This window comes from Pseudomonas sp. 1L-B-1-E-C1, assembly GCF_057291835.1.
In genome coordinates this window covers 127,549-150,696 of sequence record NZ_JBXAWN010000015.1, presented here as the reverse complement: position 1 = coordinate 150,696, position 23,148 = coordinate 127,549, and the positions used below count along the sequence as shown (strand labels likewise).

Annotated in this window: 25 protein-coding genes; 5 read left to right on the top strand and 20 right to left on the bottom strand. The window is 60.0% G+C overall.

Features of this window, described 5'->3' with window-relative positions:
• The first annotated feature begins 44 nt into the window (after positions 1-44).
• Positions 45-272: a YheU family protein gene (locus tag AC0Z4S_RS24180; protein WP_003199186.1), complete on the top strand. Its 228-nt coding sequence runs from the start codon at positions 45-47 to the stop codon at positions 270-272.
• 6 nt (positions 273-278) lie between these two features.
• Here the strand turns inward: AC0Z4S_RS24180 and csrA are convergent, their stop codons facing one another.
• The 3 genes from csrA to AC0Z4S_RS24165 all read right to left on the bottom strand — a co-directional run bounded on the left by csrA (position 279) and on the right by AC0Z4S_RS24165 (position 1,809).
• A complete protein-coding gene (gene csrA / locus AC0Z4S_RS24175; protein ID WP_024013891.1) occupies positions 279-464 on the bottom strand; it encodes a carbon storage regulator CsrA in 186 nt (61 codons plus the stop codon).
• A gap of 133 nt (positions 465-597) precedes the next feature.
• Positions 598-930, bottom strand: a complete 333-nt coding sequence (locus tag AC0Z4S_RS24170) for a YnfA family protein (protein ID WP_485624853.1) — start codon at positions 928-930, stop codon at positions 598-600.
• Between the two features lie 63 nt (positions 931-993).
• The gene (locus AC0Z4S_RS24165; RefSeq protein WP_485624852.1) at positions 994-1,809 is read right to left on the bottom strand and encodes an SDR family oxidoreductase; all 816 of its coding nucleotides are present in this window, start codon (positions 1,807-1,809) and stop codon (positions 994-996) included.
• A gap of 331 nt (positions 1,810-2,140) precedes the next feature.
• Between AC0Z4S_RS24165 and AC0Z4S_RS24160 the strand changes: the two genes are divergently transcribed.
• The gene (locus tag AC0Z4S_RS24160; protein WP_003183939.1) at positions 2,141-2,293 is read left to right on the top strand and encodes a DUF3309 family protein; all 153 of its coding nucleotides are present in this window, start codon (positions 2,141-2,143) and stop codon (positions 2,291-2,293) included.
• A gap of 72 nt (positions 2,294-2,365) precedes the next feature.
• On the opposite strand, the gene AC0Z4S_RS24155 is transcribed toward AC0Z4S_RS24160, so the two are convergent.
• The 10 genes from AC0Z4S_RS24155 to AC0Z4S_RS24110 form a co-directional block, all read right to left on the bottom strand.
• Positions 2,366-4,459 (bottom strand): LTA synthase family protein, encoded by a 2,094-nt coding sequence (locus AC0Z4S_RS24155; RefSeq protein WP_485624851.1) that lies wholly within the window; start codon positions 4,457-4,459, stop codon positions 2,366-2,368.
• Between the two features lie 314 nt (positions 4,460-4,773).
• Positions 4,774-5,379, bottom strand: a complete 606-nt coding sequence (locus tag AC0Z4S_RS24150; protein ID WP_471878212.1) for an START domain-containing protein — start codon at positions 5,377-5,379, stop codon at positions 4,774-4,776.
• Between the two features lie 40 nt (positions 5,380-5,419).
• The gene (locus AC0Z4S_RS24145; RefSeq protein ID WP_253504271.1) at positions 5,420-5,674 is read right to left on the bottom strand and encodes a YkgJ family cysteine cluster protein; all 255 of its coding nucleotides are present in this window, start codon (positions 5,672-5,674) and stop codon (positions 5,420-5,422) included.
• Between the two features lie 163 nt (positions 5,675-5,837).
• Complete coding sequence (locus AC0Z4S_RS24140) at positions 5,838-6,311, bottom strand: translation initiation factor 2 (RefSeq protein ID WP_253504273.1); 474 nt, start codon at positions 6,309-6,311, stop codon at positions 5,838-5,840.
• Between the two features lie 79 nt (positions 6,312-6,390).
• Entirely contained in the window at positions 6,391-7,830 is a 1,440-nt protein-coding gene (locus AC0Z4S_RS24135) for an aminotransferase-like domain-containing protein (protein ID WP_024013893.1), read from the bottom strand.
• A gap of 201 nt (positions 7,831-8,031) precedes the next feature.
• The gene (locus AC0Z4S_RS24130; RefSeq protein ID WP_485624850.1) at positions 8,032-8,844 is read right to left on the bottom strand and encodes an OmpA family protein; all 813 of its coding nucleotides are present in this window, start codon (positions 8,842-8,844) and stop codon (positions 8,032-8,034) included.
• A complete protein-coding gene (locus AC0Z4S_RS24125) occupies positions 8,841-9,203 on the bottom strand; it encodes a DUF4398 domain-containing protein (RefSeq protein WP_172667940.1) in 363 nt (120 codons plus the stop codon). The genes AC0Z4S_RS24130 and AC0Z4S_RS24125 overlap by 4 nt, the downstream gene beginning before the upstream one ends.
• A 9-nt stretch (positions 9,204-9,212) precedes the next feature.
• Positions 9,213-10,034 carry a substrate-binding periplasmic protein gene (locus tag AC0Z4S_RS24120; protein WP_485624849.1) on the bottom strand — a complete coding sequence of 274 codons (822 nt, stop codon included), beginning with the start codon at positions 10,032-10,034 and terminating at the stop codon, positions 9,213-9,215.
• 80 nt (positions 10,035-10,114) lie between these two features.
• Positions 10,115-11,044, bottom strand: coding sequence for an electron transfer flavoprotein subunit alpha/FixB family protein (locus tag AC0Z4S_RS24115; protein ID WP_485624848.1), 930 nt, complete (start codon positions 11,042-11,044; stop codon positions 10,115-10,117).
• 2 nt (positions 11,045-11,046) lie between these two features.
• Positions 11,047-11,796 carry an electron transfer flavoprotein subunit beta/FixA family protein gene (locus AC0Z4S_RS24110; RefSeq protein ID WP_253504288.1) on the bottom strand — a complete coding sequence of 250 codons (750 nt, stop codon included), beginning with the start codon at positions 11,794-11,796 and terminating at the stop codon, positions 11,047-11,049.
• 551 nt (positions 11,797-12,347) lie between these two features.
• Between AC0Z4S_RS24110 and AC0Z4S_RS24105 the strand changes: the two genes are divergently transcribed.
• A complete protein-coding gene (locus tag AC0Z4S_RS24105; protein ID WP_485624847.1) occupies positions 12,348-14,012 on the top strand; it encodes an electron transfer flavoprotein-ubiquinone oxidoreductase in 1,665 nt (554 codons plus the stop codon).
• 184 nt (positions 14,013-14,196) lie between these two features.
• Here AC0Z4S_RS24105 and AC0Z4S_RS24100 read toward each other — a convergent pair whose 3' ends face one another.
• Complete coding sequence (locus tag AC0Z4S_RS24100; protein WP_485624846.1) at positions 14,197-15,087, bottom strand: AraC family transcriptional regulator; 891 nt, start codon at positions 15,085-15,087, stop codon at positions 14,197-14,199.
• A gap of 190 nt (positions 15,088-15,277) precedes the next feature.
• On the opposite strand from AC0Z4S_RS24100, the gene AC0Z4S_RS24095 reads away from it, so the two are divergent.
• Positions 15,278-16,330: an NAD(P)-dependent alcohol dehydrogenase gene (locus tag AC0Z4S_RS24095; protein ID WP_485624845.1), complete on the top strand. Its 1,053-nt coding sequence runs from the start codon at positions 15,278-15,280 to the stop codon at positions 16,328-16,330.
• A gap of 9 nt (positions 16,331-16,339) precedes the next feature.
• Here AC0Z4S_RS24095 and AC0Z4S_RS24090 read toward each other — a convergent pair whose 3' ends face one another.
• From AC0Z4S_RS24090 to AC0Z4S_RS24065, 6 genes are all read right to left on the bottom strand, one after another.
• Entirely contained in the window at positions 16,340-17,143 is an 804-nt protein-coding gene (locus AC0Z4S_RS24090; RefSeq protein ID WP_016770958.1) for an IclR family transcriptional regulator, read from the bottom strand.
• 61 nt (positions 17,144-17,204) lie between these two features.
• Positions 17,205-18,515: an MFS transporter gene (locus AC0Z4S_RS24085; protein WP_485624844.1), complete on the bottom strand. Its 1,311-nt coding sequence runs from the start codon at positions 18,513-18,515 to the stop codon at positions 17,205-17,207.
• A 180-nt stretch (positions 18,516-18,695) separates the two neighbouring features.
• A complete protein-coding gene (gene dgoD / locus AC0Z4S_RS24080; protein WP_016770960.1) occupies positions 18,696-19,844 on the bottom strand; it encodes a galactonate dehydratase in 1,149 nt (382 codons plus the stop codon).
• A 62-nt stretch (positions 19,845-19,906) separates the two neighbouring features.
• Positions 19,907-20,527, bottom strand: a complete 621-nt coding sequence (locus AC0Z4S_RS24075; protein WP_485624843.1) for a 2-dehydro-3-deoxy-6-phosphogalactonate aldolase — start codon at positions 20,525-20,527, stop codon at positions 19,907-19,909.
• A 19-nt stretch (positions 20,528-20,546) separates the two neighbouring features.
• Positions 20,547-21,536 carry a 2-dehydro-3-deoxygalactonokinase gene (locus AC0Z4S_RS24070; protein ID WP_485624842.1) on the bottom strand — a complete coding sequence of 330 codons (990 nt, stop codon included), beginning with the start codon at positions 21,534-21,536 and terminating at the stop codon, positions 20,547-20,549.
• 177 nt (positions 21,537-21,713) lie between these two features.
• On the bottom strand, positions 21,714-22,196 hold the full coding sequence (locus AC0Z4S_RS24065) for a GNAT family N-acetyltransferase (protein ID WP_485624841.1): 483 nt from the start codon (positions 22,194-22,196) through the stop codon (positions 21,714-21,716).
• A 225-nt stretch (positions 22,197-22,421) separates the two neighbouring features.
• Between AC0Z4S_RS24065 and AC0Z4S_RS24060 the strand changes: the two genes are divergently transcribed.
• Positions 22,422-23,075: an HD domain-containing protein gene (locus AC0Z4S_RS24060; protein ID WP_485624840.1), complete on the top strand. Its 654-nt coding sequence runs from the start codon at positions 22,422-22,424 to the stop codon at positions 23,073-23,075.
• The last annotated feature ends 73 nt before the right edge of the window (positions 23,076-23,148 follow it).

Sequence of the window (23,148 nt, the reverse complement as noted above, 5' to 3'; positions counted from 1 at the left end):
CTCAATCCCCGTAGCATCCCGACATCGATTTGACCGAGGTGCCCATGCTCATTCCCCACGACCAGCTTGAAGTCGACACCCTCACCCGCCTGATCGAGGATTTCGTCACCCGCGACGGTACTGACAACGGCGATGACACCCCGCTGGAAACCCGCGTACTGCGCGTGCGCCAGGCATTGACCAAAGGCCAGGCACTGATCGTGTTCGACCCGGAAAGCGAGCAGTGCCAGTTGATGCTCAAACACGACGTGCCCAAGCATCTGTTCGACTGATAGTCGTCAGCCAGCCTTCGCGGCGGCCTCCTTGCGCTTGATCCGGTCATAGACCTCGGCGCGGTGCACATGGACTTTTTTCGGCGCCTCGACGCCGAAGCGCACACTGGAGCCGTTTACCGACAGAACACGCAGGGTGATGTCGTCACCGATTGAAATCAACTCACCGACCACACGGCTGAGTACAAGCATGGGATTCATCCTTCAGGACTGGCAAACCCTGAAGATGCGCGGCTTACAGCGGCTTCACAATGCACGACGAGCAAATCAGTCTTGCCCTACAGCCTCCCACGCCCGCAGCCGTCAGACGCTTCGCACAAAAATATCAGGCGGCGGAAAAGCGCGGCCCGAACAGAATGATGCTGGCACCGATCACGCACAGCACCATGCCGATCCAGTCCGAGCCCAGCGGGCGTACCCGTTCGACCACCGCCAGCCAACCAATCGAAGCAACGATGTAGATGCCGCCATACGCGGCATAGGCGCGCCCGGCGTAGGCCGCTTCAACACGGGTCAGCAATAGCGCGAACACGGTCAGACTGAGCAGCGCGGGAATCACCCACAACGCACTCTTGCCCTGGCGCAGCCACAGGTAGAAAGCAAAACAGCCGGCAATTTCAAACAGCGCCGCAAGGAAGAACCACAAGTAATTGAGCATGAACGCGTCTCGACAGGGTGACCATGGCGGCCACCCTAACCACGCGGCGGGTCACGAACAAGATCAAGCGTTGTTTTGTTTGGCCTTGGCGCGCATTTTCTCGGCCATTGAAGTCATCTCGTTGTAGAGCAGTTGCGGACTCTTCTGTTTCAGCGCCCAGGCCATGCGCCCTTGTTCGTGGGGCAGAATCATGAATTCGCCGATGGCGACTTGCTGGAAGATGTAGTCCGCGATGTCCGCTGCACTGATCGGCGAACTTTCCAGCAACTTGCCGACCTGCGCTTTCATCGCCGGGGTCGGGCCGCGGAAAGAATCGAGCAAGTTGGTCTGGAAGAACGATGGGCAAACCACATGCACCGCCACTTCCTGCTGCGCCAGTTCGATCAACAGACTTTCCGACAACGCCACCACGCCAGCCTTGGCCACGTTGTAGTTGCTCATCGCCGGGCCCTGCATCAGTGCGGCCATGGAGGCGATGTTGATGATCTTGCCCTTGCTCTGTTCCAGCAGCGGCAGGAACGCCTTGCAGCCTTTGACCACGCCCATCAGGTTAATCGCGATCTGCCAGTCCCAGTCTTCCAGGGACAGTTCGCTGAAGAATCCGCCCGAGGCGACCCCGGCATTGTTGACGATGATGTCGATGCCGCCGAGCTTCTCTTCACAGGCCTGAGCGAAGGCGGTGAGCTGGCTGTAATCGCGCACGTCACAGCGCTGGATGAAACCCTCACCGCCCGCCTCGCGCACCAGTTTCAGGGTTTCCTGCAGGCCGGGCTCACTGACATCGGACAAGGCCAGCCGCCAGCCTTCACGGGCCCAGCGCAGCGCGATTTCGCGACCCAGGCCTGAGCCTGCACCAGTGATCATCATGCGATTTTGCATAGCGGACAGCCTTGTTGTTCCGGGAGAGATGCGCCGAGTGTAGCGAAGGTTCCACTGCCGCCCACGCTCCATCCAATTGCTGAATGGAGGATCAAAAGATTGCTGCCCCCGCCAACTTCACCATCCAATCCTGTAGGAGCTGACGAGTGCAACGAGGCTGCGATCTTTTCGCTGGAAAGGAAATAACAGAGCAATCCAAATACATTAAAAAAACATTGAATTTTTTTTCATTCGCGCAAGTCGGAACATGTAAGCCGGCTGGAATTTAGTTGCTATCCAGCTGCCCACTGAGCGTCAAGACTCTTCCAGACTCTGAACAAGGAAATCACCCATGGGCACAATTCTAATCATCATCCTGATCCTGTTGCTGATCGGTGGTCTGCCGGTCTTCCCGCACTCCAGAAGTTGGGGTTATGGCCCGTCGGGCATTATTGGCGTGGTGTTGGTCGTGCTGCTGGTGCTGTTGTTACTCGGCAAGATATGACGATTTGAAGCTGTAAAAAAAGAGGCCCTTTTTCAAGGGCCTCTTTTTTATTGCGCGGAATTTACCGAGTCATCAGTCCGGCTTGCCGTGAATCACACCGGCGGTGTTGTCGAGCAGGCTCTTGGTCGCGGTTTGCAGGAACGCCTCGAGCTTGAGTTTAAGTTCGGCAGTACGCGGCGCATTCGGCACGACTTCAGCGTGCGGATTGGCACCGAGTTGGTATTGCCAGATTTTCGGGCCCATGTCCTTGTCACGCGGCAGCACCAGAATCTGGTCGGCGGTGACGATGGCGGTAGTCTGCTCGCTGCCCGATGGCTTGATCACACCGAAACCGGTGTCGCCCTGCGGCAGGTTGAGCAGGTCACGCCCCCAGCACTGGTGACGCACTTCACCACCGAGACGGCCCATGATGGTCGGTACGATGTCGATCTGCGTGCCCACGGTGTGGTCACGGGCACCGAACTTCTGCTGAATGCCCGGGGCGATCATCAGCATCGGCACGTTGAAGCGACCCAGGTCCATTTCAGTGATCTGGCGCTCGTTGCCGAAGCCGTGGTCGCCGACGATGACGAACAGGGTTTCGTTGAAGTACTTCTCTTTGCGCGCCTTCTCGAAGAACTGGCCGAGCGCCCAGTCGGAGTAACGCATGGCGGTCAGGTGTTCGTTGAGGCTGCCACGGTCAGTCACGCGCTCGACCGGCAACGGTGTCGGCAAGGCGTACGGCGTGTGGTTGGACAGGGTTTGCAGCAACGCGTAGAACGGCTTGCCGTTTTCCCGCGCCTTGAGCTCCTGCAGGCCACGATCGAACATGTCCTGGTCGGACACGCCCCAGGTCGGATCGGAGAACACCGGATTGACGAAGTCGTTACGGCCAACGAAGTTGGTCATGCCCTGGTTGCTGAAGAAGCCCGACTGGTTGTCCCAGGCGAAATCGCCGTTGTAGACGTACACGTCGTCGTAGTCGCGGGCACTGAGCACCTGCGGCAGACCGGACAGCTTGTGGCTGCCTTCCGGGGTCTGCATCAGGTATTCGAAGCCAGGCAGGTTCGGGAAGCAGGCCATGGTCGCAAACATGCCCTGGTGGGTGTGCGTACCGTTGGAGAAGAAGCGGTCGAACAGCAGGCCTTCCTTGGACAGTTTGTCCAGGTAAGGCGTGATGTTGCCCGGAGCACCCAGGGCGCCAACCGAGTGACCGGCCATGCTTTCCATGAGGATCACGACGACATTCTTGATCGGCAGGGTCTTGTCGGCTGGCGGCATGTAATCACGGCGCACGGCGGCAATGTCGGCGTCGACCAGTTTGTCGTCAGGCATCAGCAGCATGTCACGCACGATTTTCTGCGCCTGTTCCTGCGGCAGCGTGGCTTTCCAGATATTGTCGCGATCTTCGCCCATGCGCGACTTGGCGGCCTCGATCAACGACAGCGTGGCGTTGAGACCGAGCTGGTTGGCGAAGTTGGAATCGGTGGTGTACACGTCACCCCAGCGCATTGGCGGGCCTTGACGCAGGGTGCCACGGGCGGCGACCACGCAGATCAACAGGCAGACCACGAACACCGCCAGACGCGTGTACCACGGTGCAACCTGCCGGGAGCTGACGCTGCCGCCGCTGAACGGCCCGCGCGGACGGGTGGCACGGTCGGCGCCTTTGAACGCCAGGGTCAGAATCACCGTGCCGATCACCCACGCCAGCAGGTAGCGCACCACCGGGAAACCGTACCAGAGCATGCTCATCACGGTTTTCGGATCTTCTCTCACATATTGGAACACCAGACCGTTGAGGCGCTGGTGAAACTCGCGGTAGAAGTCCATCTCCATCAGGCCGAGGAACAGCGCGATGCTCGAGGCGATGGTCAGCCACAGGCGAAAGAAGCCGCGCGCGGCCATGGCCCGGGCGCTGAACAGCGCCAGCACCAGCGGAATGCTCAGGTAAACCACCAGGCGCAGGTCGAAACGCAAGCCATTGACGAACGCTTCAAGGAAGGTCGCGGCCGGGGTGTCGAGGATCATCTCGCGGTTGTAGACCAGCAGCGCGAGGCGCAGCGCGGAAAACATGACCATCATGACCAGTGCGCACAGCAGCGTGTAGGCCAGATGCGATTTGACGGTCGGTTGCAGCAGGCGAGCAGAAGATCGCTGCTGATTCAGGGCGTCCGGGTTTGCCATGTCGTTTTAGGACCCATTGGAAGTTGAAGTTGCAAAAATACAGCGGCGCCAGGCCCTCTATTGGTCATTCCAGACCCCGGGGCGTGCGCGGTGCGCAAATGTTGCACGATCGTTCACACCATTGCCATTGATTACTGCCCTGCTCTTCGAGACTTTCATTCAAAGGGCAGGCAGCGCTGTAGCAGGCAACAAGTGCGGGCGAATTGTCTTGAAGGCTTTGTGAAAATTTCGTGCAACGCATATCTGGAAATACAATTTAGAGACAAAACAAAACGCCCCGAACCGGTCGGGGCGTTTTGTCTACAGCGAATTGATTATTTCTCGGCGCGTTGTTTCAGCGCTTTCAGGGTATTGAATGGCGCATCAACGACAAACTTGTTGGCGACCATCGCTGGAACGCTGCCGCCTGGCTCGGTGTGCACTTGATAGGTCACTTCGACCTGATCGCCTTTAGGCACAAACTTCCAGAAACCCTTGACCTGCTGAACCCGCACGAAACCTTTTTCTTCCGGCAGATAGGTCGGCACGCCTTCAAGGTTGCGGGTCAGGCTTCCATCGGTGCCTTCAACGGTAGTGATCTTCAACACCGAATCACGCGAGGTCACTGGCCACGGCGTATTGAACTGAGTATAGGTCCAGCTCTGATCGCCCTCATGTTTGAGCAGCTTCTGGGACTTGCACTCGTAGATCCAGGCGCAAGCACCGGAGACATCTTCCTGCAAGGCGCGCAATTTGGCGATGGTGGTCTTCATCAGCGCGACGCCCTGATAGGACTTGTAGTCTGAACCGGGTATTTCACTCAGGGAAACCTTGATACCGTCTTCGTTCTTGGCGACCTTCCAATCTTCAGCCTGCGCGACCGAAGTGGCGAGTACGGCAGTCAGACCACACAACACAGCGATACGGTGCAGCGAACCCATAGTGTTATTCCTTATTGTTGAAGTTCCGTTGGTGAACACATCACGCCGCCGTCATCTGCTCCCACCAGCCGATCAATCTGATCGCTTCTTCCGAGCTGCCGCCGCAGACCTCGACATCCGCAGCGAAGCCCGAGCAAACAGCCGGACGTTCCGGGCGGCCGAAAATGCTGCACAGGTTATCGACCGACAGTTGCACGCAACGTTCGCCGGCGGGTTTGCCGTCGGGCATGCCGGGGATTGGCGAACTGATAGAGGGGGCAATGCAGCAAGCGCCACAGCCTTCGCGGCATTTCATGACGTACAGATCCTCGCGACGGGCGATGTGTAAAGAGACGGGGAACAGAGTAACCGCTAAAACGGCTGTTTCAAATTGCTGGAAGCGGGTTTTCAACGATAAGTAAAAGTGACCGGGCAGTCTCCGACGAAGCGTCTGCCCTGCGCATCACAGATGGCCTGTTCTATTGTTTGAATTCGAAATCCAGCGCCGCGCCTTCCACATCGCGTCGCGCTTCGTTGCGAAGTTGCAACTGCATTTCGTTGCTGAGCAAGCGGCCGTTGAGCTGAAAACCGTTGTCTTTCTCGCCAAACATCTGCGGCAGGATCGCCTCGCGTTTGGGCAGCTCCACGGTACCCTTGGGCTTCAACTCTTCAACCATATCCTTGGGCAGGCTGAGATCGAGTTTTGCCGGCGGCAATTTGGTTTTCGCCACTTCGCTGGCGGATTTCGATTTCGACGCAACCGGGCGGCGCTTCTTCACCGTGGCGTTTTTTTTGGCCTGGGCTTTCTTCGCGGGAACCGCGGTTTTCACGGCTTTGTTCGCCGTACCCGTCGCTGCCGGTTTTTCCTGGGCTGCGGCCGCCATGACACCCGGTACCTGACCGATCATCAGCAAACCCAGCAATACCCACGCGGCAGGAACAATCGCTTTCATGGACCCAACGAGACTAACGGCAGAGGGCCACATGCTCGCCTGTTGTGCGTCACATGACAAGCATCACCTCCCTCCTCGTTCAGAATCCGCCAGCGGTTTCCTGACACAGTTGCGTCGCCAACAGACCCAGCGTCATCAGTGCCCGCTCCGCCTCGCGGTTCCACGGAATGCCGCAATTGAGGCGGATGCAGTGGTTGAACTGCTCGGTGTTACTGAAGATCAGCCCCGGCGCGATGCTGATGCCTTGTTGCAGCGCGCGGACATGCAATTCCTGAGTGTTGACCCGTCCCGGCAAGCTCACCCACAGGATGAAACCGCCGGTGGGCCGGGACATTTGCGTGCCTTCGGGGAAATGTTGCTGCACCGCGAGCTGAAACGCACTGAGATTTTTTCGGTATTCCTGACGGATGTACCGTAAATGCCGGTCATAACCGCCGTTTTCCAGATACGCGGCAATCGCCATCTGCGTGACGCTGCACGCCGAATGGGTACTGAACGTTTGCAGGCGCTGGATTTCCTGCTGGTATTTGCCGGCGATCATCCAGCCGATGCGCACACCCGGTGACAGGGTCTTGGAGAAACTCGAGCAGTAGATCACCCGATCCAGTCGGTCGTAGGCTTTCAGCGCTTTGGTGCGGCCTTGCTCGAACATCAGTTCGCCGTAGATATCGTCTTCGACAATCTGAATGTCGAAATCCGAGGCCAGGCGCAGCAACTGTTTCTGCCGCTCTTCCGGCATGGTTCCGCCGAGTGGATTGCTCAGGCGCGTGGTCAGCACCAGCGCCTTGATCGACCATTGGTTGGCGGCCAGTTGCAAGGCTTCCAGGCTCATGCCCGTGGCGGGGTCACTGGGGATTTCGATGACTTTCAGACCGAGCAGATCAGCCAGTTGCAGCAGGCCGTAATAGGTCGGTGATTCCGCCGCGATCAGATCGCCCGGCCGGGTCAGCACGCGCAATGACATCTGCAGGGCATCGACACAGCCGTGGGTGATCACCACTTCCGACGGATCGACCACCACGCCGGCGTCCCGCATGCGGATCGCGACTTGCCGGCGCAGCGGTTCGAAACCGGGGCTGAACATGTAGCTGAACGCCCGTGGACTGTGAAACCGGGTGACCTTGGCGAGCTGCTGATGCAGTGCCCTTACCGGCAAATAATCGACACTCGGCACCGCAGCGCCAAGCGGGAACACGCCTTCACGCCGGGACTCGACCAATACCTGTTGGATGATGCTGCTGCGGGTGACCAGCCCCGGCCGCTCGACCCGGGCGATGTCCGGCGTCGGCGCGGTCAGCGCGGGGGTCTGGTGCACGTAATAACCCGATTGCGGACGAGCGCGGATCAAGCCCTGATCTTCGAGGTTGGCGTAGGCCTGCAACACCGTCGCATGGCTGACGTTGAGCTGCGAACTCATCTTGCGCACCGAAGGCACGCGCTCCCCGGGTTGATAGACACCACGGCGGATGTCCTCGGCCAGTTGCTGAGCAATACGTTGGTAGAGCAAGAGATTGGTCATGACGCAGCACTCGATTTCACGGGCGTTTTATTCTTGTCTGAAACAATACCGGAACAGTTTAGAAGTGTACTGGGACAGTTGCCAGATTACTCGACCGTACAGTGTGGTGTCTGCCCTATCTGTACGGTTTTGCGCGGCAATCGACAGATGTAAAAAAGCCCGGCGCTGCATGACAGGCCGGGCTTTCCAGAGACGCAACCCTCAGCGGGCGGCGCCGAGCTGGCCTTTTTCGTCGGAGAAAACAATTTCCACCCGGCGGTTCTGCGCCCTGCCGCGCTCGGAAGCATTGGCGTCTACTGGAAACTGGTCACCGTAACCTTCGACCTGAATGCGTTTTTCATCGACGCCCAGATCGACCAGCACGTCAGCCACCGATTGCGCGCGGTCGCGGGACAGTTTGAGGTTTTCCTGTTTACCGCCGGTGCTGTCGGTATAACCCTCGATGCGCACCACGCGCTTGGGGTTCAGCTGCAGGAACTGAACGATCTTCAACACGACACGGTTGGCCGAGTTCTTCAGTTCCGCTTCGCCGGTGTCGAACAACACATCGCCGAGGGTCATCACCAGACCGCGATCGGTCTGCGTGGTGGCCAGCGCGACGATCTGTTCCTCCAGCCACTTGCCCTGCTGCTGCACGCTGAGCAGCTTCGATTCGCGCAGGGCCAGTTGCAGACGTTGCCGCTCCAGCTCGAGCTTGGCTGCGCGTTCCTCATTGAGCGCCTGATTGGTATGCTCGCGAGCGATTTCGCTGTAGCGCTGACTCAGGTAGGCGTAATGCACCACGTCGGCACCGCTGCCCCAATATGTCGACAGACGATCGGCGCGGGCCAGGGATTCACCGGCACGGATCACGTCTTTCGGCGCGATGCGCAGCACGTTGGAATCTTCCTTGACCTTCTGGAAATCAGCGCCGGCCTGTTGCAGCGCCGCCTCGCTATGCTGGCCGGCGCAGCCGTACAGGCTGGCGCAACCGGCAAGAAGCAGAATGCCGAAAGCGTAGGACTTGAGGCTCATTGCGCTTCCCCCAGTTGCAGCTGCTTGCGCAGGCGGACAATGCGGGTATTGAGCACATTGAGTTGCTCTTCGCTTTTTTTCGTCAGCACCTTGGCTTCGGCCAGACGCGCATCCAGTTCGGCCTGCTCGGCACGCATGCGCGCGTTGCGATAGGACTCGTCCGCCATATTGCCCTTGGCACGGTTGTACTTGGTTTCGGCCAGCTGCATTTCCGGCACTTCGTCAGCGGTGGCGCCGACTGCCTTGGCCTGCACGATGGCTTGTTCGGTCAAGCGCATTTGTTCACTGGGTGCCGGATCGGTTGCGCACCCGGCCAGGGCCAGAACGGCCACAGCCGCGAAAAGAGGTCGAATACTCACTAAGAATCCCTACTGTTTTGGGGCACTGACAGGTTGTGGCGGCTGTTGCTGTTGCGCCTTCCAGCGCTCGATGTTGCGTTGCAGCGCGGCTTCCGTCAGTCCGGACGCGGGCAATTCTGTCATCTTTTTGGCGAGCTGTCCGCGCAACCACGGATCGTTGCAGGCCGAGTTATGGGAAACCGCGAGGAACAGACCCGGCCGGTCGATGGGTTGCTCGAACGTCAACAGATCGTTGCTCATGCCTAATGCCTGCGCGGCGGCGAGCCCTGAGTAGCGCCCGGCGAGTACATATTCCACCTCGCCCAAGAGCAATTTCTGCAAGGCCTGGGTAAGGTTGGCCGTCCGCGTCAGGGTCAGATTCTGCTCGGCGAAAGCGCCGAATGCCTGGGTCATCCGAGACTTTTCCGACACCGCGCCGGCATGGCCTTTCAGATCGGCCGCCTCGGCATAGGTCAGCGTCGAGCCTTTGCGTGTCCACACCAGATAGTCGTTTTCCAGCAGGGGCGGATGAATGTAGTCGAGGTTTTCCAGCTCATTCACGGTCAGCGGTGCGTCGGCCAGCATGTCCATGCGCCCGCTGCGCACTTCGTCGAGCGCTTGCGAGCGTTTGCCGGCATACAGCAGATCGACTTTGATGCCGAGGTCCTTGGCCACTTGCTGCAACAGATCGGCACTGGCGCCGATCAAACGCTTGGGGTTTTGCGGGTCCTGCCACAGGTACGGCGGCGCATCCGGGCTGCCGGTGACGACCAGGCGCTCGCACTTGCCAGCGGCCGTGGCCAAACCTGGCAACAGCGCCAATCCCAACAACCATCCGCAGCGCAGATCCATGGCCAACCGCTCCCCACTCAAATCCGAGACAAAAAAAGCCCGACCAACAGGCCGGGCTCTTTATAAGTGAAGCCGCCGGATTAGACCAGCTTCTCCAGCTCAGGTACTGCTTCGAACAGATCCGCCACCAGACCGTAATCGGCCACCTGGAAGATCGGTGCTTCTTCGTCCTTGTTGATCGCAACGATCACTTTGGAGTCTTTCATACCGGCCAGATGCTGGATCGCGCCGGAGATACCGACGGCGATGTACAGCTGTGGCGCAACGATCTTGCCGGTCTGACCGACCTGCATGTCGTTCGGTACGAAACCTGCGTCAACCGCGGCACGCGAAGCACCAACAGCCGCGCCGAGCTTGTCGGCCAGAGCGTACAGATGTTTGAAGTTGTCGCCGTTCTGCATGCCGCGACCGCCGGAAACGACGATCTTGGCAGCGGTCAGCTCAGGACGATCGGACTTGGCCAGCTCTTCGCTGACGAAGCTCGACGTACCGGCGTCGTGGGCAGCACCAACCGCTTCAACGGCAGCCGAACCACCTTCAGCGGTAACCGGGTCGAAACCGGTGGCACGCACGGTGATCACTTTGATCGCAGCAGTCGATTGCACGGTAGCGATGGCGTTACCGGCGTAGATCGGACGCTTGAAGGTGTCAGCGCTTTCGACCGAGATGATCTCGGAGATCTGGTCAACGTCCAGCGCAGCAGCCACGCGCGGCAGGATGTTTTTGCCGTTGGAAGTGGCGGCAGCGAGGATGTGGCTGTAGCCAGCGCCCAGCTCTGCAACCAGCGGCGCTACGTTCTCTGGCAACTGATGCGCGTAAGCGGCGTTGTCAGCATTCAGGACTTTGCTCACGCCAGCGATTTTCGCTGCGGCTTCGGCCACCGGGCCAGCGCCCTGACCTGCCACCAGAACGTGGATGTCGCCGCCGATTTTGGCAGCAGCGGCCACGGTGTTCAGTGTGGCCGGGGCCAGCACTTTGTTGTCGTGTTCGGCGATTACCAAGATAGTCATGATCAGATTACCTTCGCTTCGTTTTTCAGTTTCTCGACCAATTCAGCCACCGATTTGACCTTGACGCCTGCGCTGCGTGCTGCCGGCGCTTCGACTTTCAGAGTCTTGTTGGTGGAGGCGGTGGAAACGCCCAAAGCGTCCGGAGTCAGCACTTCGAGAGGCTTCTTCTTGGCTTTCATGATGTTTGGCAGGGACGCGTAGCGCGGCTCGTTCAAACGCAGGTCGGTGGTGACGATGGCCGGCAGTTTCAGCGAAACGGTCTGCGCGCCGCCGTCGATTTCGCGGGTCACGGCAACGCTGTCGCCGGAGACTTCGACTTTCGAAGCGAACGTGCCCTGGCCGTAGCCGCTCAGTGCAGCGAGCATCTGACCGGTCTGGTTGTTGTCGCTGTCGATCGCCTGTTTGCCAAGGATCACCAACTGAGGCTGTTCCTTGTCGACGACGGCCTTGAGCAGCTTGGCCACGGCCAGCGAAGTCAGGTCTTCAGCAGATTCGACGAGGATGGCGCGGTCGGCACCCAGAGCCAGTGCGGTACGCAGCTGCTCCTGAGCGGTGGTCGGGCCGATGGAGACGACGACGATTTCAGTCGCAACGCCCTTCTCTTTCAGGCGTACGGCTTCTTCCACGGCGATTTCGCAGAATGGGTTCATCGACATCTTGACGTTGGCGAGGTCGACGCCGGAATTGTCCGCCTTGACGCGGACCTTGACGTTGTAATCCACAACGCGTTTGACAGCTACAAGAACCTTCATGGATTCCTCGTTACTCTCCGGTGAAAAGAAAGTCGCCTAGGCGAACCTGGCGGATGATGCTCATCGGGCGACAAGGGCACCTCTAAAAACGCCGGCTTGAATGTGAGGTGATTCACTTTGGCGAAGGCTGATGACCGTTCGTCAGGGGTGACTGCCGGGTCATTCATTCCCACGCTGTGTAAACTGCGCGCCGGACTTGCGCTGCGCATCACCGTCTACTGCCTGTGCCCTGTCTTTAGAGGTGCTCTTGAAACCGCCAGTCTGCCTACGGCGAGCGCAAAACCGCCCGTATCTTGACCGGAACGCCCATTCTGGTCAATACGCCAAAATGCCCTGTCATAAGCCGCGCTTCTTTGATTTATCAGGGCTGGAGGCGATTCAAACAAACGTTTGTATTGGACGCTGGGAGTGGTGTAGATATAATGCGCCGCCTAGAGAGAAAGGTGGATTCGCCAATATTCCCTTTGACGTTAACGTAAAGGCAATACGGATGCGAGATCAAACCTCCATATTAGAAAAAAAACTGTTGAGCCTTGAGTAGGAGATAGCCTGTGGAACGCGAATACATGGAATTCGACGTCGTCATCGTCGGTGCCGGCCCCGCTGGTCTGTCCGCCGCCTGCCGCTTGAAGCAGAAGGCCGCTGACGCCGGTAAGGAAATCAGCGTCTGCGTGGTCGAAAAAGGCTCCGAAGTCGGCGCGCACATCCTCTCCGGTGCGGTGTTCGAACCGCGCGCACTGAACGAGCTGTTCCCGGACTGGAAAGAACTCGGCGCGCCGCTGAACACGCCAGTAACACGCGATGACATTTTCGTGCTGAAAAACGCCGACAGCGCGCAGAAGATTCCTGACTTCTTTGTGCCCAAGACCATGCACAACGAAGGCAACTACATTATCTCCCTCGGCAACCTGTGCCGCTGGCTGGCTCAGCAGGCCGAAAACCTCGGTGTGGAAATCTACCCGGGCTTCGCCGCTCAGGAAGCGCTGATCGATGAAAACGGCGTGGTGCGCGGGATCATCACCGGTGATCTGGGCGTCGATCGTGAAGGCCAGCCGAAAGAAGGCCTGTACACCCCGGGCATGGAACTGCGTGGCAAGTACACGCTGTTCGCCGAAGGCTGCCGTGGCCACATCGGCAAGCAACTGATCAAGCGCTACAACCTCGACAGCGATGCCGACGTCCAGCATTACGGCATCGGTCTGAAAGAGATCTGGGAAATCGACCCGGCCAAGCATCAGCCAGGCCTGGTGGTGCACACCGCAGGCTGGCCGCTGGACATCATGGGCACCGAGAACACCGGCGGCTCGTTCCTTTATCACCTGGAAAACAATCAGGTGGTGGTCGGTCTGATCGTCGACCTGTCCTACAGCAACACTTACCTGTCGCCATTCGACGAATTCCAGCGCCTCAAGCATCACCCGGTGCTCAAGCAATACCTGGAAGGCGGCAAGCGCGTCAGCTACGGCGCCCGCGCCATCGCCAAGGGCGGCCTGAACTCGCTGCCGAAAATGGTCTTCAAGGGCGGCGCGCTGATCGGTTGCGACCTCGGCACCCTGAACTTCGCCAAGATCAAAGGCAGCCATACCGCGATGAAGTCCGGCATGCTCGCGGCTGAATCGGTAGCCGATGCGCTGGTCGCCGAGCAGGATTGCACGGTCGAACTGACAACTTATGTCGACGCGTTCAAGAATAGCTGGCTGCACGAAGAACTGTTCGCCAGTCGCAACTTCGGCGCGGCGATTCACAAGTACGGCGCGATCATCGGCGGCGGTTTCAACTGGCTGGACCAGAACATCTTCGGCGGCAAACTGCCGTTTACCCTGCGCGACACCAAGCCGGATTACGCCTGCCTCAAGCTCGCGGCCGACTGCAAGAAGATCGACTATCCGAAACCCGACGGCAAACTGAGTTTCGACAAACTCAGCTCGGTGTTCATCTCCGGTACCAACCACGAAGAAGAACAGCCGTGCCATTTGAAGCTGACCGACCCGAGCATCCCGATCAGCAAGAACCTGCCGCTGTACGACGAACCGGCGCAGCGCTACTGCCCGGCCGGCGTATACGAAGTGATCACCAAGGAAGATGGCGAGAAGCGCTTCCAGATCAACGCCCAGAACTGCGTGCACTGCAAGACCTGTGACATCAAGGACCCTGCGCAGAACATCACCTGGGTAGCGCCGGAAGGCGCCGGCGGCCCGACTTATCCGAACATGTAAGTCGACACGCTGAACAACAAGGCTCCCACAATGGGGGCCTTTTTGTTGCTCAAAATTCCTCTGACACTACAAAACAACTGTGGGAGCGAGCCTGCTCGCGAAAGCGGTGTGTCATATAAAGATGATGTCGACTGATACACCGCCTTCGCGAGCAGGCTCGCTCCCACAGGGGATTATCGGCGGATCAGGCAGCGCGTTCATCTCCCGGGCTGCGTTCAAAGTAACGCTTGTACTCGCGGCTGAACTGCGACGTGCTCTGATACCCCACCCGATGCGCCACCTGTGCCACACCCAGCCCTTCCGCCACCAGCAGCGTCTGCGCCTTCAACAAGCGCAAGCGCTTGAGATACTGCACCGGCGACAACAATGTGCTGCGTTTGAAATGCTCGTGGAAGGTCGACACGCTCATGTTCGCGCATCCGGCCAGCGTCTCGACATTCAGCGGCTCGGTGTAGTGCGCATGCAGGTGGCTGATCGACGCCGCCACCCGGGCGAATTGCCCTTGTTGCTCGACCAGCGCACGCAATACATCCGCCTGCGGCCCGCGCAGCGCAACGAACAACAACTCGCGGACCCGCGCCGGGCCGAGAATCTGGCATTCCAGCGGATCGTGCAGACAGCTGAGCAGCCGTTCGACACAACCGCGCATGCCATCATCGAGCACCACCGAGGTCATCGACTCCGGCGTCTGCGCCGGAATATGCCGCCCCGACGCCAATCCCATGGCTAGCACCAGCTCGCCGAGCAGCACGCGATCGATCGCCACCGACACGCCGAGCAATGGCGCATCGGGCAAGGCAAAGGTTTCACATTCGAACGGCACCGGCAGCGCCTGGATCAGGTAATGCCCGGCGCCGTATTCCATGGTGCGTGGGCCGAGAAACGCCAGTTTGCTGCCCTGGGCGATGATCATCAGGCTCGGCTCGTAGATATGCGGGCCACGGGCGACGTCGCAACTGGCGCGCAAGATCTGCACACCGGGCAGGCCGGTCTGGCTGTAGCCATCGCGCAGCGCCAGCGGTTCGATCAGCGAAACCAGGCGGGCATTGGCATCAAGATGACGGGTCAACTGCATCGAATAGGTCTTCGTAAAAATCTGAGAAAAAGGGATGAAAACATCATCGCAGATCCGCTGACCAATGCGACCGCCGCAACCCGCATCCCGGAGGATTAGGCATGAGACCCGGAGAAATCGTCATGGCCGCACCCGCGTCTGGCGCCCAGAATTCACCGCCTCACTTGTCACTGTTTTTGCGAGGTCACCCATGTATACCGCCATCGGCTATGCCGCCCAATCGGCCACCACTCCCCTCGCCCCGATGAAATTCGAACGCCGCAGCCCGCGCGCGGACGACGTGGCGATCGAAATTCTCTACTGCGGCGTCTGCCATTCCGACATCCATCAGGCGCGCAATGAATGGGGCATCGCCGTTTATCCGCTGATGCCCGGCCATGAGATCGTCGGAAAAGTCACCGCTGTCGGTGCGAATGTCACCCGTCACAAGGTAGGCGATCTGGTTGGCGTCGGCTGCATGGTCGACTCCTGCCGCAGTTGCGAAGCCTGCCAGGCGAACCTCGAGCAATATTGCCTCGAAGGCCCGACCATGACTTACGCCACCCCGGACCGGGTCGATGGCAGCAACACCATGGGCGGTTATTCCGACAGCATCGTGGTCAGCGAACACTTTGTCGTGCGTATCCCGGAACGCCTGGCACTGGCCAGCGCCGCACCGATTCTCTGCGCCGGCATCACCACCTACTCGCCGCTCAAGCACTACGGCGTCAAGGCCGGTGACAAGGTCGGGATTCTCGGCATGGGCGGCCTCGGCCACATGGGCATCAAGTTCGCCAAGGCCATGGGCGCGGAAGTGACACTGTTCACGCGTTCGGCGAGCAAGGCGGAAGAAGGTCGTCGTCAGGGCGCCGATCATGTGATCGTCTCCACCGACGCCGAGCAGATGAAGGCCGCGGCCGGTTACTTCGACTTTTTGCTCGACACCATTCCGGTGCAGCACGACCTCAACCCGTACCTCGACACCTTGCGTTTCGACGGCGTGCACATCCTGGTGGGCCTGATCGAGCCAGTGAACCCGCCCGTCCACGCCGGCAAACTGGTGATGAGCCGTCGCGTGCTGGCCGGCTCCTTGATTGGCGGTATCGCCGAAACCCAGGAAGTGCTGGATTTCTGCGCCGAGCACAACATCACCTGCGACATCGAAATGCTCGACATCCGCAATATCAACGAAGCCTACGCGCGGATGATTGCCGGTGACGTGAAGTACCGCTTCGTCATCGACATGGCGACGCTGAGGGCCTGAACCTCAAGGCTAGACCTTCAAGCCAAGCTCCGCCGACAGCCGGGTTGTGACCCCTTTGAGCAGGGGGATCAACTCGGCCATTTTTTCCAGCGGCATGTACGGCACGGTGCTGGCGATACTGATCGCGGCGACAATGCCCTTGCTCGCATCGCGAATCGGCGCCGCCACGCAGCGGATCGACGGTTCGTTGTCTTCCAGATCGAAGGCGTAGCCACCGGCGACGTACTCGCCCATGCGCTGTTCGAGCTGTTCCCACGACTGCTGGGGATGCTGCGGCCAGAACTGACTTTTGCCACCCGCCGGCAGGCTGATGTCATACAGCCGCCGCCAATCCTGCGGCGAATCATCGAGCATCAACGCCTTGCCGATCCCGGTGCGCACCAGCGGCATGCGATGGCCAACCCGCGAGCGCATTTCCGGGCCGTTGCGCCCAGGATTCTTCAGCAGATACAACACCTCGTCGCCTTCGCGAATGCCCAGATGCACGGTATCGCCGGTCAGCGCCGACAACTCATCCAGATACGGCCCGGCCAGGGTCACCAGCGGCAACTCTTCGCGGGCCTGAAAGCCCAGTTCGATCAGCTTCGGCCCAAGCAGATATCCGATTTGCGGGACCACGCGCAGATAGCGCTCATCGACCAGGCAACTGGCCAGACGATGGGTGGTGCTGCGCGTGGTGCCGATCAGCCGGGCAATCTCCTTGAGATCACGCGCGCCGCTGGCCACCGCTTGGACTACACCGAGGCCGCGCAACAGCGTCTGGGTGCCGGTGGGCGCGGCGTCCTTGGTTTTTTCCGGGGCGTCTTCCTGCATATCCAGCCTTTTACCGTTGAGCGAAGAAACGGGCGGCATTATGGTCGCCCGACGCTGAGCACTACAACTCGATACGCTCGACCTTGCCCACCAGCAGCACGTAGGACAAGGCACCGACCAGCGCGAGCACGGCGATGTAGGTGATCGCCGGGGCGAACGAATCACCGCTGGCGAGGAAGCCGATCACGATCGGCGTAGCGATCGCCGAGAGGTTGCCGATGAAGTTGAACACGCCACCGGTCAGACCGAGCAAGCGCGCTGGTGCCAGCGTCGACACCAGCGACCAGGTGATCGACGCCAGACCGTTACCGAAAAATGCCAGGGCGAGGAAGGCGATCACCAGCGGCGTCGACTCGACGAAGTTGGCGCCGATGATCGAGGTCGAAATCAACAGACCGCCAATGATCGGCAATTTGCGCGCAAAGCCCACGGTGTAGCCGCGCCGGATCAGGAAGTCGGAAAAGAATCCCGAACACAACACACCGACGAACGCGGCGAGAAACGGCAGCGATGCAAGCAGGCCGGACTTGATGAAGTCCATGCCGCGGTATTTCACCAGATAGGTCGGGAACCAGGTGAGGAAGAACCACAGCGTCGAGTTCAGGCAGAACTGGCCGAGGTAGATGCCCCACAACTTGCGCTTGGTGAGGACGATGCCCAGATCGGTCCAGCTGAATCTGGCCTTGACCTTGGCCGCCTCGGCCTGGATATCGACCAGCCCGCCGCCTTCGCGGATCAGGTCGATTTCCGCCTGATTGGTGCCTTTGAAATCGCGCGGCTCGCGATACACCGCGTACCAGATCAGCGCCCACAGAATACCCATTGCGCCGGTGGCGACGAACACCATGTGCCAGCCGAATTCATGTTGCAACCACGCCAGCACCGGGGTCAGAAAGGCCAGACCGACGAACTGCCCGGAGGTGTAGAAACCGATCGCCGTGGCGCGCTCGCGCTCAGGGAACCAGGTGGTGACCACGCGGCTGTTGATCGGATAGGCCGGCGCTTCCAGCGCACCGACGGCCATGCGCAGCACGAACAGTGCGATGAAGCTGCTGACGAAACCGAGCATCACCGTGGCCACCGACCACAGCAGCAGCGCGACGCTGTAAAGGATCCGTGGCGGCACGCGATCGACCAGCCAGCCGCCGGGGATCTGCATCGCGGCGTACGTCCAGCCGAAGGCGGAGAAGATCAGACCGACGTGAACCGGATCGATGCCCAGCTCACTGGTCAGCGCCGGCGCGGCAATCGACAGGTTGCTGCGGTCCAGGTAGTTGATGACCACGGTGATGAACAGCAACACCATGATGAAAAATCGCTTGCGGCTAGGCGTGACTAAAGACGCCTGCCCGGAGAGGGTATGCGTTTGCATGAGAGATGCCTCTTTTTATGTTTGTTGAGGTCATGACGCAGATCTCCTCTCCCTGGAGATCAAAAACTGTGGGAGCGAGCCTGCTCGCGAAAGCGCCGGGTCAGTCCACATCGACGGCGGATGTGACATTGCATTCGCGAGCAGGCTCGCTCCCACAGGGATCAGTGCTGAATCAGGAGATCACCACTCGGCAAAGCTGCCATCGGCGTGGCGCCAGATCGGGTTGCGCCAGCGATGGCCGACGGCGGCGCGTTCGATCACGTATTCCTCGTTGATCTCGATACCCAGCCCCGGGCCGTTCGGGATCTTGACGAAGCCCTGGTCGTAGTCGAACACGCGCGGATCCTTCACATAGTCGAGCAAGTCGTTGCTCTCGTTGTAATGGATGCCCAGGCTCTGCTCCTGGATAAACGCGTTGTAACAAGCCGCGTCGAGTTGCAAACACGCCGCCAGCGCAATCGGCCCCAGCGGGCAATGCAGCGCCAGCGCGACGTCGTAGGCTTCGGCCATGTTGGCGATCTTGCGGGTTTCGGTGATGCCGCCGGCGTGGGACGCGTCCGGCTGGATGATGTCGACGTAGCCTTCGCTCAACACCCGTTTAAAGTCCCAGCGTGAGAACAACCGTTCGCCCAGGGCAATCGGTGTGCTGGTCAGCGGCGCCAGTTCTTTCAATGCTTCGTAGTTTTCGCTGAGCACCGGTTCTTCGATGAACATCAGTTTGTACGGGTCGAGCTCTTTCATCAGCACCTTGGCCATCGGCTTGTGCACGCGGCCGTGGAAGTCGACGCCGATACCGACGTTCGGCCCGACCGCATCACGCACGGCGGCAACGTTGGCCAGGGCGAGGTCGACTTTCTCGAAGGTATCGAGGAACTGCAGTTCTTCGGTGCCGTTCATTTTCACCGCAGTGAAACCACGGCTCACTGCTTCTTTCGCCGCACGCGCGGTGTCGGCCGGGCGGTCGCCGCCGATCCACGAGTAGACACGGATCTTGTCGCGCACCTGGCCACCGAGCAGGTCGCTGACCGAGACGCCGAGGGCCTTGCCCTTGATGTCCCACAGGGCCTGATCGATACCGGCCAGCGCACTCATGTGGATCGCGCCGCCGCGGTAGAAGCCGCCGCGATAGAGCACGGTCCAGATGTCTTCGATATTGCGTGGGTCTTTGCCGATCAGGTAGTCGGACAATTCTTCCACCGCAGCGGCGACCGTGTGCGCGCGCCCTTCGACCACAGGCTCGCCCCAACCGGTCACGCCCTCGTCGGTTTCGACCTTGAGGAAGCACCAGCGCGGCGGAACGATGAAGGTCGTGAGTTTGGTGATTTTCATCTCTGCTCTCTTTTGTAAATGCAGCTTTTATTAGATGCAGCGCACACAGCGCCAAAAAGTCTTTAACGCAGGGCTTTCCATGCGGCCACATAGGCCTTGGCATTCTCGGCCACCTGTTCCGGCGTCATGCCCGGTTTGAACAGGCCGGAACCGAGGCCGAAGCCTTTCACGCCGGCGTCGATAAAGGCCTGCATGTTGTCCGGGGTAATGCCGCCGACCGGCGCCAGCACCGTGCCGGCCGGCAACACCGCGAGCCAGGCTTTGACGACTGCCGGCCCCATCTGCTCGGCCGGGAACAGCTTGAGAATGTCCGCACCCTCGGCCAGCGCGGCGAAGGCTTCGGTCGGCGTCGCCACGCCCGGCGACAGGTACAGCCCCGCCGCTTTCGCCGCGCGCAACACCTTGGCATCGCTGTGGGGCATAACGATCACTTGCCCGCCTGCAGCTTTGACCTGCTCGACCTGCTCGGGGGTGAGCACCGTGCCGGCACCGATCAGGCAATCGGCGGGCAGCGCATCACGCAGGATGCGGATACTTTCGTACGGCGATGGGGAATTGAGCGGTACTTCGATGACGCGAAATCCGGCGGAATAAAGGACTTCTCCGACAGCCGCCGCTTCCTGCGGTTGCAGGCCACGCAGAATCGCGATCAGACCGTTTTGTGCCAGTGCTTGCTTGAGCATGTCAGGCCTCCAGTCAGGGTTAACAGGATGAGGAATCGATCAGTCCGGCGGCGCGCGCCAGTTGCCACAGGCCACGTTCGGTCGCCTGCTCGGCCAGCGTCACCCGAGCAAAGCCGCAGGCATCGAGCGCGCGTTGATAGCGCGTGCACAATTGCGCATTGCCGATGAGCACGATCGCTGGAAGATTCGCTTGGTTGCGCCGGCGCCGCTGCACGCTGGCGAGCGCGGCCAGCTCATGGCCGATCATCAGACCGGACAGATAATCCGCCTGCGCGCTCGGGCTCAGTTCGCCGGTCAGGCCGAGAGTACGGGCGCTGAACAGGGTCGACAGCACACCGAGCTCAGCATCCGCCGACAGCGCGATTTGCACGCCGCGATCGAACGCCTGCGCATCGAAGGTCGCGCTCGGCTGTTGGGTACGGCCAAGAATGCTGTGTTCGCTGAGTACGGCGAAGACTTCGCCAGTCATGAAGGTGTCGAAATGCGTGATGCGGCCATCGACGACTTCCACCCATTTCGAGTGGCTGCCGGGCAGGCCGATCAGCAGATCGTTACCCGCCTCGGCCGGCAGACTTTGCAGCACGCCGAGGACCTGGGTTTCTTCGCCACGCATCACATTCGGCAGGCGCGAACGCTGGATCACGCCCGGGACGATATGCACTGGCGTGCCGCGAAGACTGATAACGGTCTGTAGGGAATTTCCGAGATGGGCGACGTCGGCCGGCGTCTCGCAGTAAGCCGCTTCGCGCCAGCCCTGGGCACTGCCGACCATACCGCAAGCGATCACCGGCAAATCCGGCTGAGCGTCGAGCCAGTCACCGCAGGCCTCGTCGAAGGCCAGTTCAAAACCATCGGCGCATTCATGACCGTGGATGATTCGCGGGGTCTTGGGCAACTGCATGATCCCGGACGACAGCGCACGCTGCTCCAGCACCACACCGTCCGCCGCGAGTTTGTAAGCACGTAATGAGGTTGTCCCCCAATCGAGCGCGATCAATTGCGCCTGCATCGCTTCACCTGTTTTGTTTTTGGCAGTGAGTGCGACGGACTATAAACCCGGGCGGGCAAAAATCTCAATATATAAATATCAATCCCATATTTTGGGATAAAGCAAAAAAAGATCGCAGCCTTCGGCAGCTCCTACAGAGGCGAACAGGAGCTGCCGACGGCTGCGATCTTTCAGGCGTCAGTTACCTGCAGCGAACTCGCGCAACACCTTGCCATCCATGCGATACCGCACCCATTCCTCCTGCGGTTGCGCGCCGAGGGATTTGTAGAATTCGATGGCCGGGGTGTTCCATTCCAGCACACTCCATTCGAAGCGGCCGCAGTCGTTGGCGCAGGCGATTTTCGCCAAGTGGCGCAGCAGGGTCTTGCCGGCGCCGCCGCCGCGTTGTTCGGGGGTGATGTAGAGGTCTTCGAGGTACAGGCAATTGCTGCCCAGCCAGGTTGAGTAACTGAAGAAGAACACCGCGAAGCCGATGGGCAAGCCGTCGCGCAGACAGATCAGGCCATGGGCGGTAGCGCCTTCACCGAACAGGCTGCGTTCGATGTCGGCGACGCTGGCGATGACTTCGTGACGGGCCTTCTCGAAATCTGCCAGTTCGGTGATAAAGGCGAGGATTTGCGGCGCATCGCTGGGAGTCGCCGCGCGGATTTCGATCGTCATGGACGGGCCTTGTCTGCAAATTAAAGCGCCATACTAAGTCGCTCAGCGGCGCTCGTCACATGGCAAAACATCCTGACCTGCCCAATTTGGTGAACACTGCTGCCCCTGTGGGAGCGAGCCTGCTCGCGAAAGCGTCCTTCCAGTCAGCCTCGAGTCAACTGACATAATGTCTTCGCGAGCAAGCTCGCTCCCACAATTGATACCGCACATTCTGAAAGGATGCTTATGACCGTTAACTGTTTTGCGCCGATGGAAACACTGGCATCAGCGCTGATTCGGCACGCACTTGAACCCTCGAACGACGGCGCCCACGACCTCGCTCACCTGCAACGGGTCTGGCACAACGCACGCACCGTGCATGAAACCGAAGGCGGCGATCTCGAAGTGTTGCTCGCCGCCGTGCTGCTGCACGATTGCGTAGCGGTCGAGAAAAACTCGCCACTGCGCTCGCAGGCTTCACGTCTGGCGGCGGACAAAGCTTCATCCGTGCTGAAGGAAATGAATTGGCCCGACGAGAAAATCAGCAACGTTGCCCACGCCATCGAAGCCCACAGTTTTTCCGCCAACATCACCCCGTTGACCCTCGAAGCGAAAATCGTCCAGGATGCCGATCGCCTCGACTCGCTGGGCATGCTCGGCGTTGCCCGAACATTCTACGTTGCCGGGCGCATGGGCTCGGCGCTGTACGATCCGCAGGATCCCGAAGCGCGTGAACGCGAGTACGACGACACGCGTTTTTGCCTCGATCATTTCCAGACCAAACTGCTGCATTTGGCCGACGGCTTTCAGACCGCGACCGGCCAGCGTCTGGCACAGATTCGTCATCAGCGACTGAAGGCTTTCATGGAGCAGTTCAAGGAAGAGATCGGCATCGTCTGAACGGCGCACACGCAACATCAGTGAAGACCGTTCGTCGATCATCAGGCACCAATCCGACACAAGGGCTGACCAA

What these genes read in the sequence shown, in the direction of transcription:
- AC0Z4S_RS24180 (WP_003199186.1), top strand. Translation starts at nt 45, where the DNA reads ATGCTCATTCCCCACGACCAGCTTGAAGTCGACACCCTCACCCGCCTG.
- csrA (WP_024013891.1), bottom strand. Translation starts at nt 464, where the DNA reads ATGCTTGTACTCAGCCGTGTGGTCGGTGAGTTGATTTCAATCGGTGAC.
- AC0Z4S_RS24170 (WP_485624853.1), bottom strand. Translation starts at nt 930, where the DNA reads ATGCTCAATTACTTGTGGTTCTTCCTTGCGGCGCTGTTTGAAATTGCC.
- AC0Z4S_RS24165 (WP_485624852.1), bottom strand. Translation starts at nt 1,809, where the DNA reads ATGCAAAATCGCATGATGATCACTGGTGCAGGCTCAGGCCTGGGTCGC.
- AC0Z4S_RS24160 (WP_003183939.1), top strand. Translation starts at nt 2,141, where the DNA reads ATGGGCACAATTCTAATCATCATCCTGATCCTGTTGCTGATCGGTGGT.
- AC0Z4S_RS24155 (WP_485624851.1), bottom strand. Translation starts at nt 4,459, where the DNA reads ATGGCAAACCCGGACGCCCTGAATCAGCAGCGATCTTCTGCTCGCCTG.
- AC0Z4S_RS24150 (WP_471878212.1), bottom strand. Translation starts at nt 5,379, where the DNA reads ATGGGTTCGCTGCACCGTATCGCTGTGTTGTGTGGTCTGACTGCCGTA.
- AC0Z4S_RS24145 (WP_253504271.1), bottom strand. Translation starts at nt 5,674, where the DNA reads ATGAAATGCCGCGAAGGCTGTGGCGCTTGCTGCATTGCCCCCTCTATC.
- AC0Z4S_RS24140 (WP_253504273.1), bottom strand. Translation starts at nt 6,311, where the DNA reads ATGAAAGCGATTGTTCCTGCCGCGTGGGTATTGCTGGGTTTGCTGATG.
- AC0Z4S_RS24135 (WP_024013893.1), bottom strand. Translation starts at nt 7,830, where the DNA reads ATGACCAATCTCTTGCTCTACCAACGTATTGCTCAGCAACTGGCCGAG.
- AC0Z4S_RS24130 (WP_485624850.1), bottom strand. Translation starts at nt 8,844, where the DNA reads ATGAGCCTCAAGTCCTACGCTTTCGGCATTCTGCTTCTTGCCGGTTGC.
- AC0Z4S_RS24120 (WP_485624849.1), bottom strand. Translation starts at nt 10,034, where the DNA reads ATGGATCTGCGCTGCGGATGGTTGTTGGGATTGGCGCTGTTGCCAGGT.
- AC0Z4S_RS24115 (WP_485624848.1), bottom strand. Translation starts at nt 11,044, where the DNA reads ATGACTATCTTGGTAATCGCCGAACACGACAACAAAGTGCTGGCCCCG.
- AC0Z4S_RS24110 (WP_253504288.1), bottom strand. Translation starts at nt 11,796, where the DNA reads ATGAAGGTTCTTGTAGCTGTCAAACGCGTTGTGGATTACAACGTCAAG.
- AC0Z4S_RS24100 (WP_485624846.1), bottom strand. Translation starts at nt 15,087, where the DNA reads ATGCAGTTGACCCGTCATCTTGATGCCAATGCCCGCCTGGTTTCGCTG.
- AC0Z4S_RS24095 (WP_485624845.1), top strand. Translation starts at nt 15,278, where the DNA reads ATGTATACCGCCATCGGCTATGCCGCCCAATCGGCCACCACTCCCCTC.
- AC0Z4S_RS24090 (WP_016770958.1), bottom strand. Translation starts at nt 17,143, where the DNA reads ATGCAGGAAGACGCCCCGGAAAAAACCAAGGACGCCGCGCCCACCGGC.
- AC0Z4S_RS24085 (WP_485624844.1), bottom strand. Translation starts at nt 18,515, where the DNA reads ATGCAAACGCATACCCTCTCCGGGCAGGCGTCTTTAGTCACGCCTAGC.
- dgoD (WP_016770960.1), bottom strand. Translation starts at nt 19,844, where the DNA reads ATGAAAATCACCAAACTCACGACCTTCATCGTTCCGCCGCGCTGGTGC.
- AC0Z4S_RS24075 (WP_485624843.1), bottom strand. Translation starts at nt 20,527, where the DNA reads ATGCTCAAGCAAGCACTGGCACAAAACGGTCTGATCGCGATTCTGCGT.
- AC0Z4S_RS24070 (WP_485624842.1), bottom strand. Translation starts at nt 21,536, where the DNA reads ATGCAGGCGCAATTGATCGCGCTCGATTGGGGGACAACCTCATTACGT.
- AC0Z4S_RS24065 (WP_485624841.1), bottom strand. Translation starts at nt 22,196, where the DNA reads ATGACGATCGAAATCCGCGCGGCGACTCCCAGCGATGCGCCGCAAATC.
- AC0Z4S_RS24060 (WP_485624840.1), top strand. Translation starts at nt 22,422, where the DNA reads ATGACCGTTAACTGTTTTGCGCCGATGGAAACACTGGCATCAGCGCTG.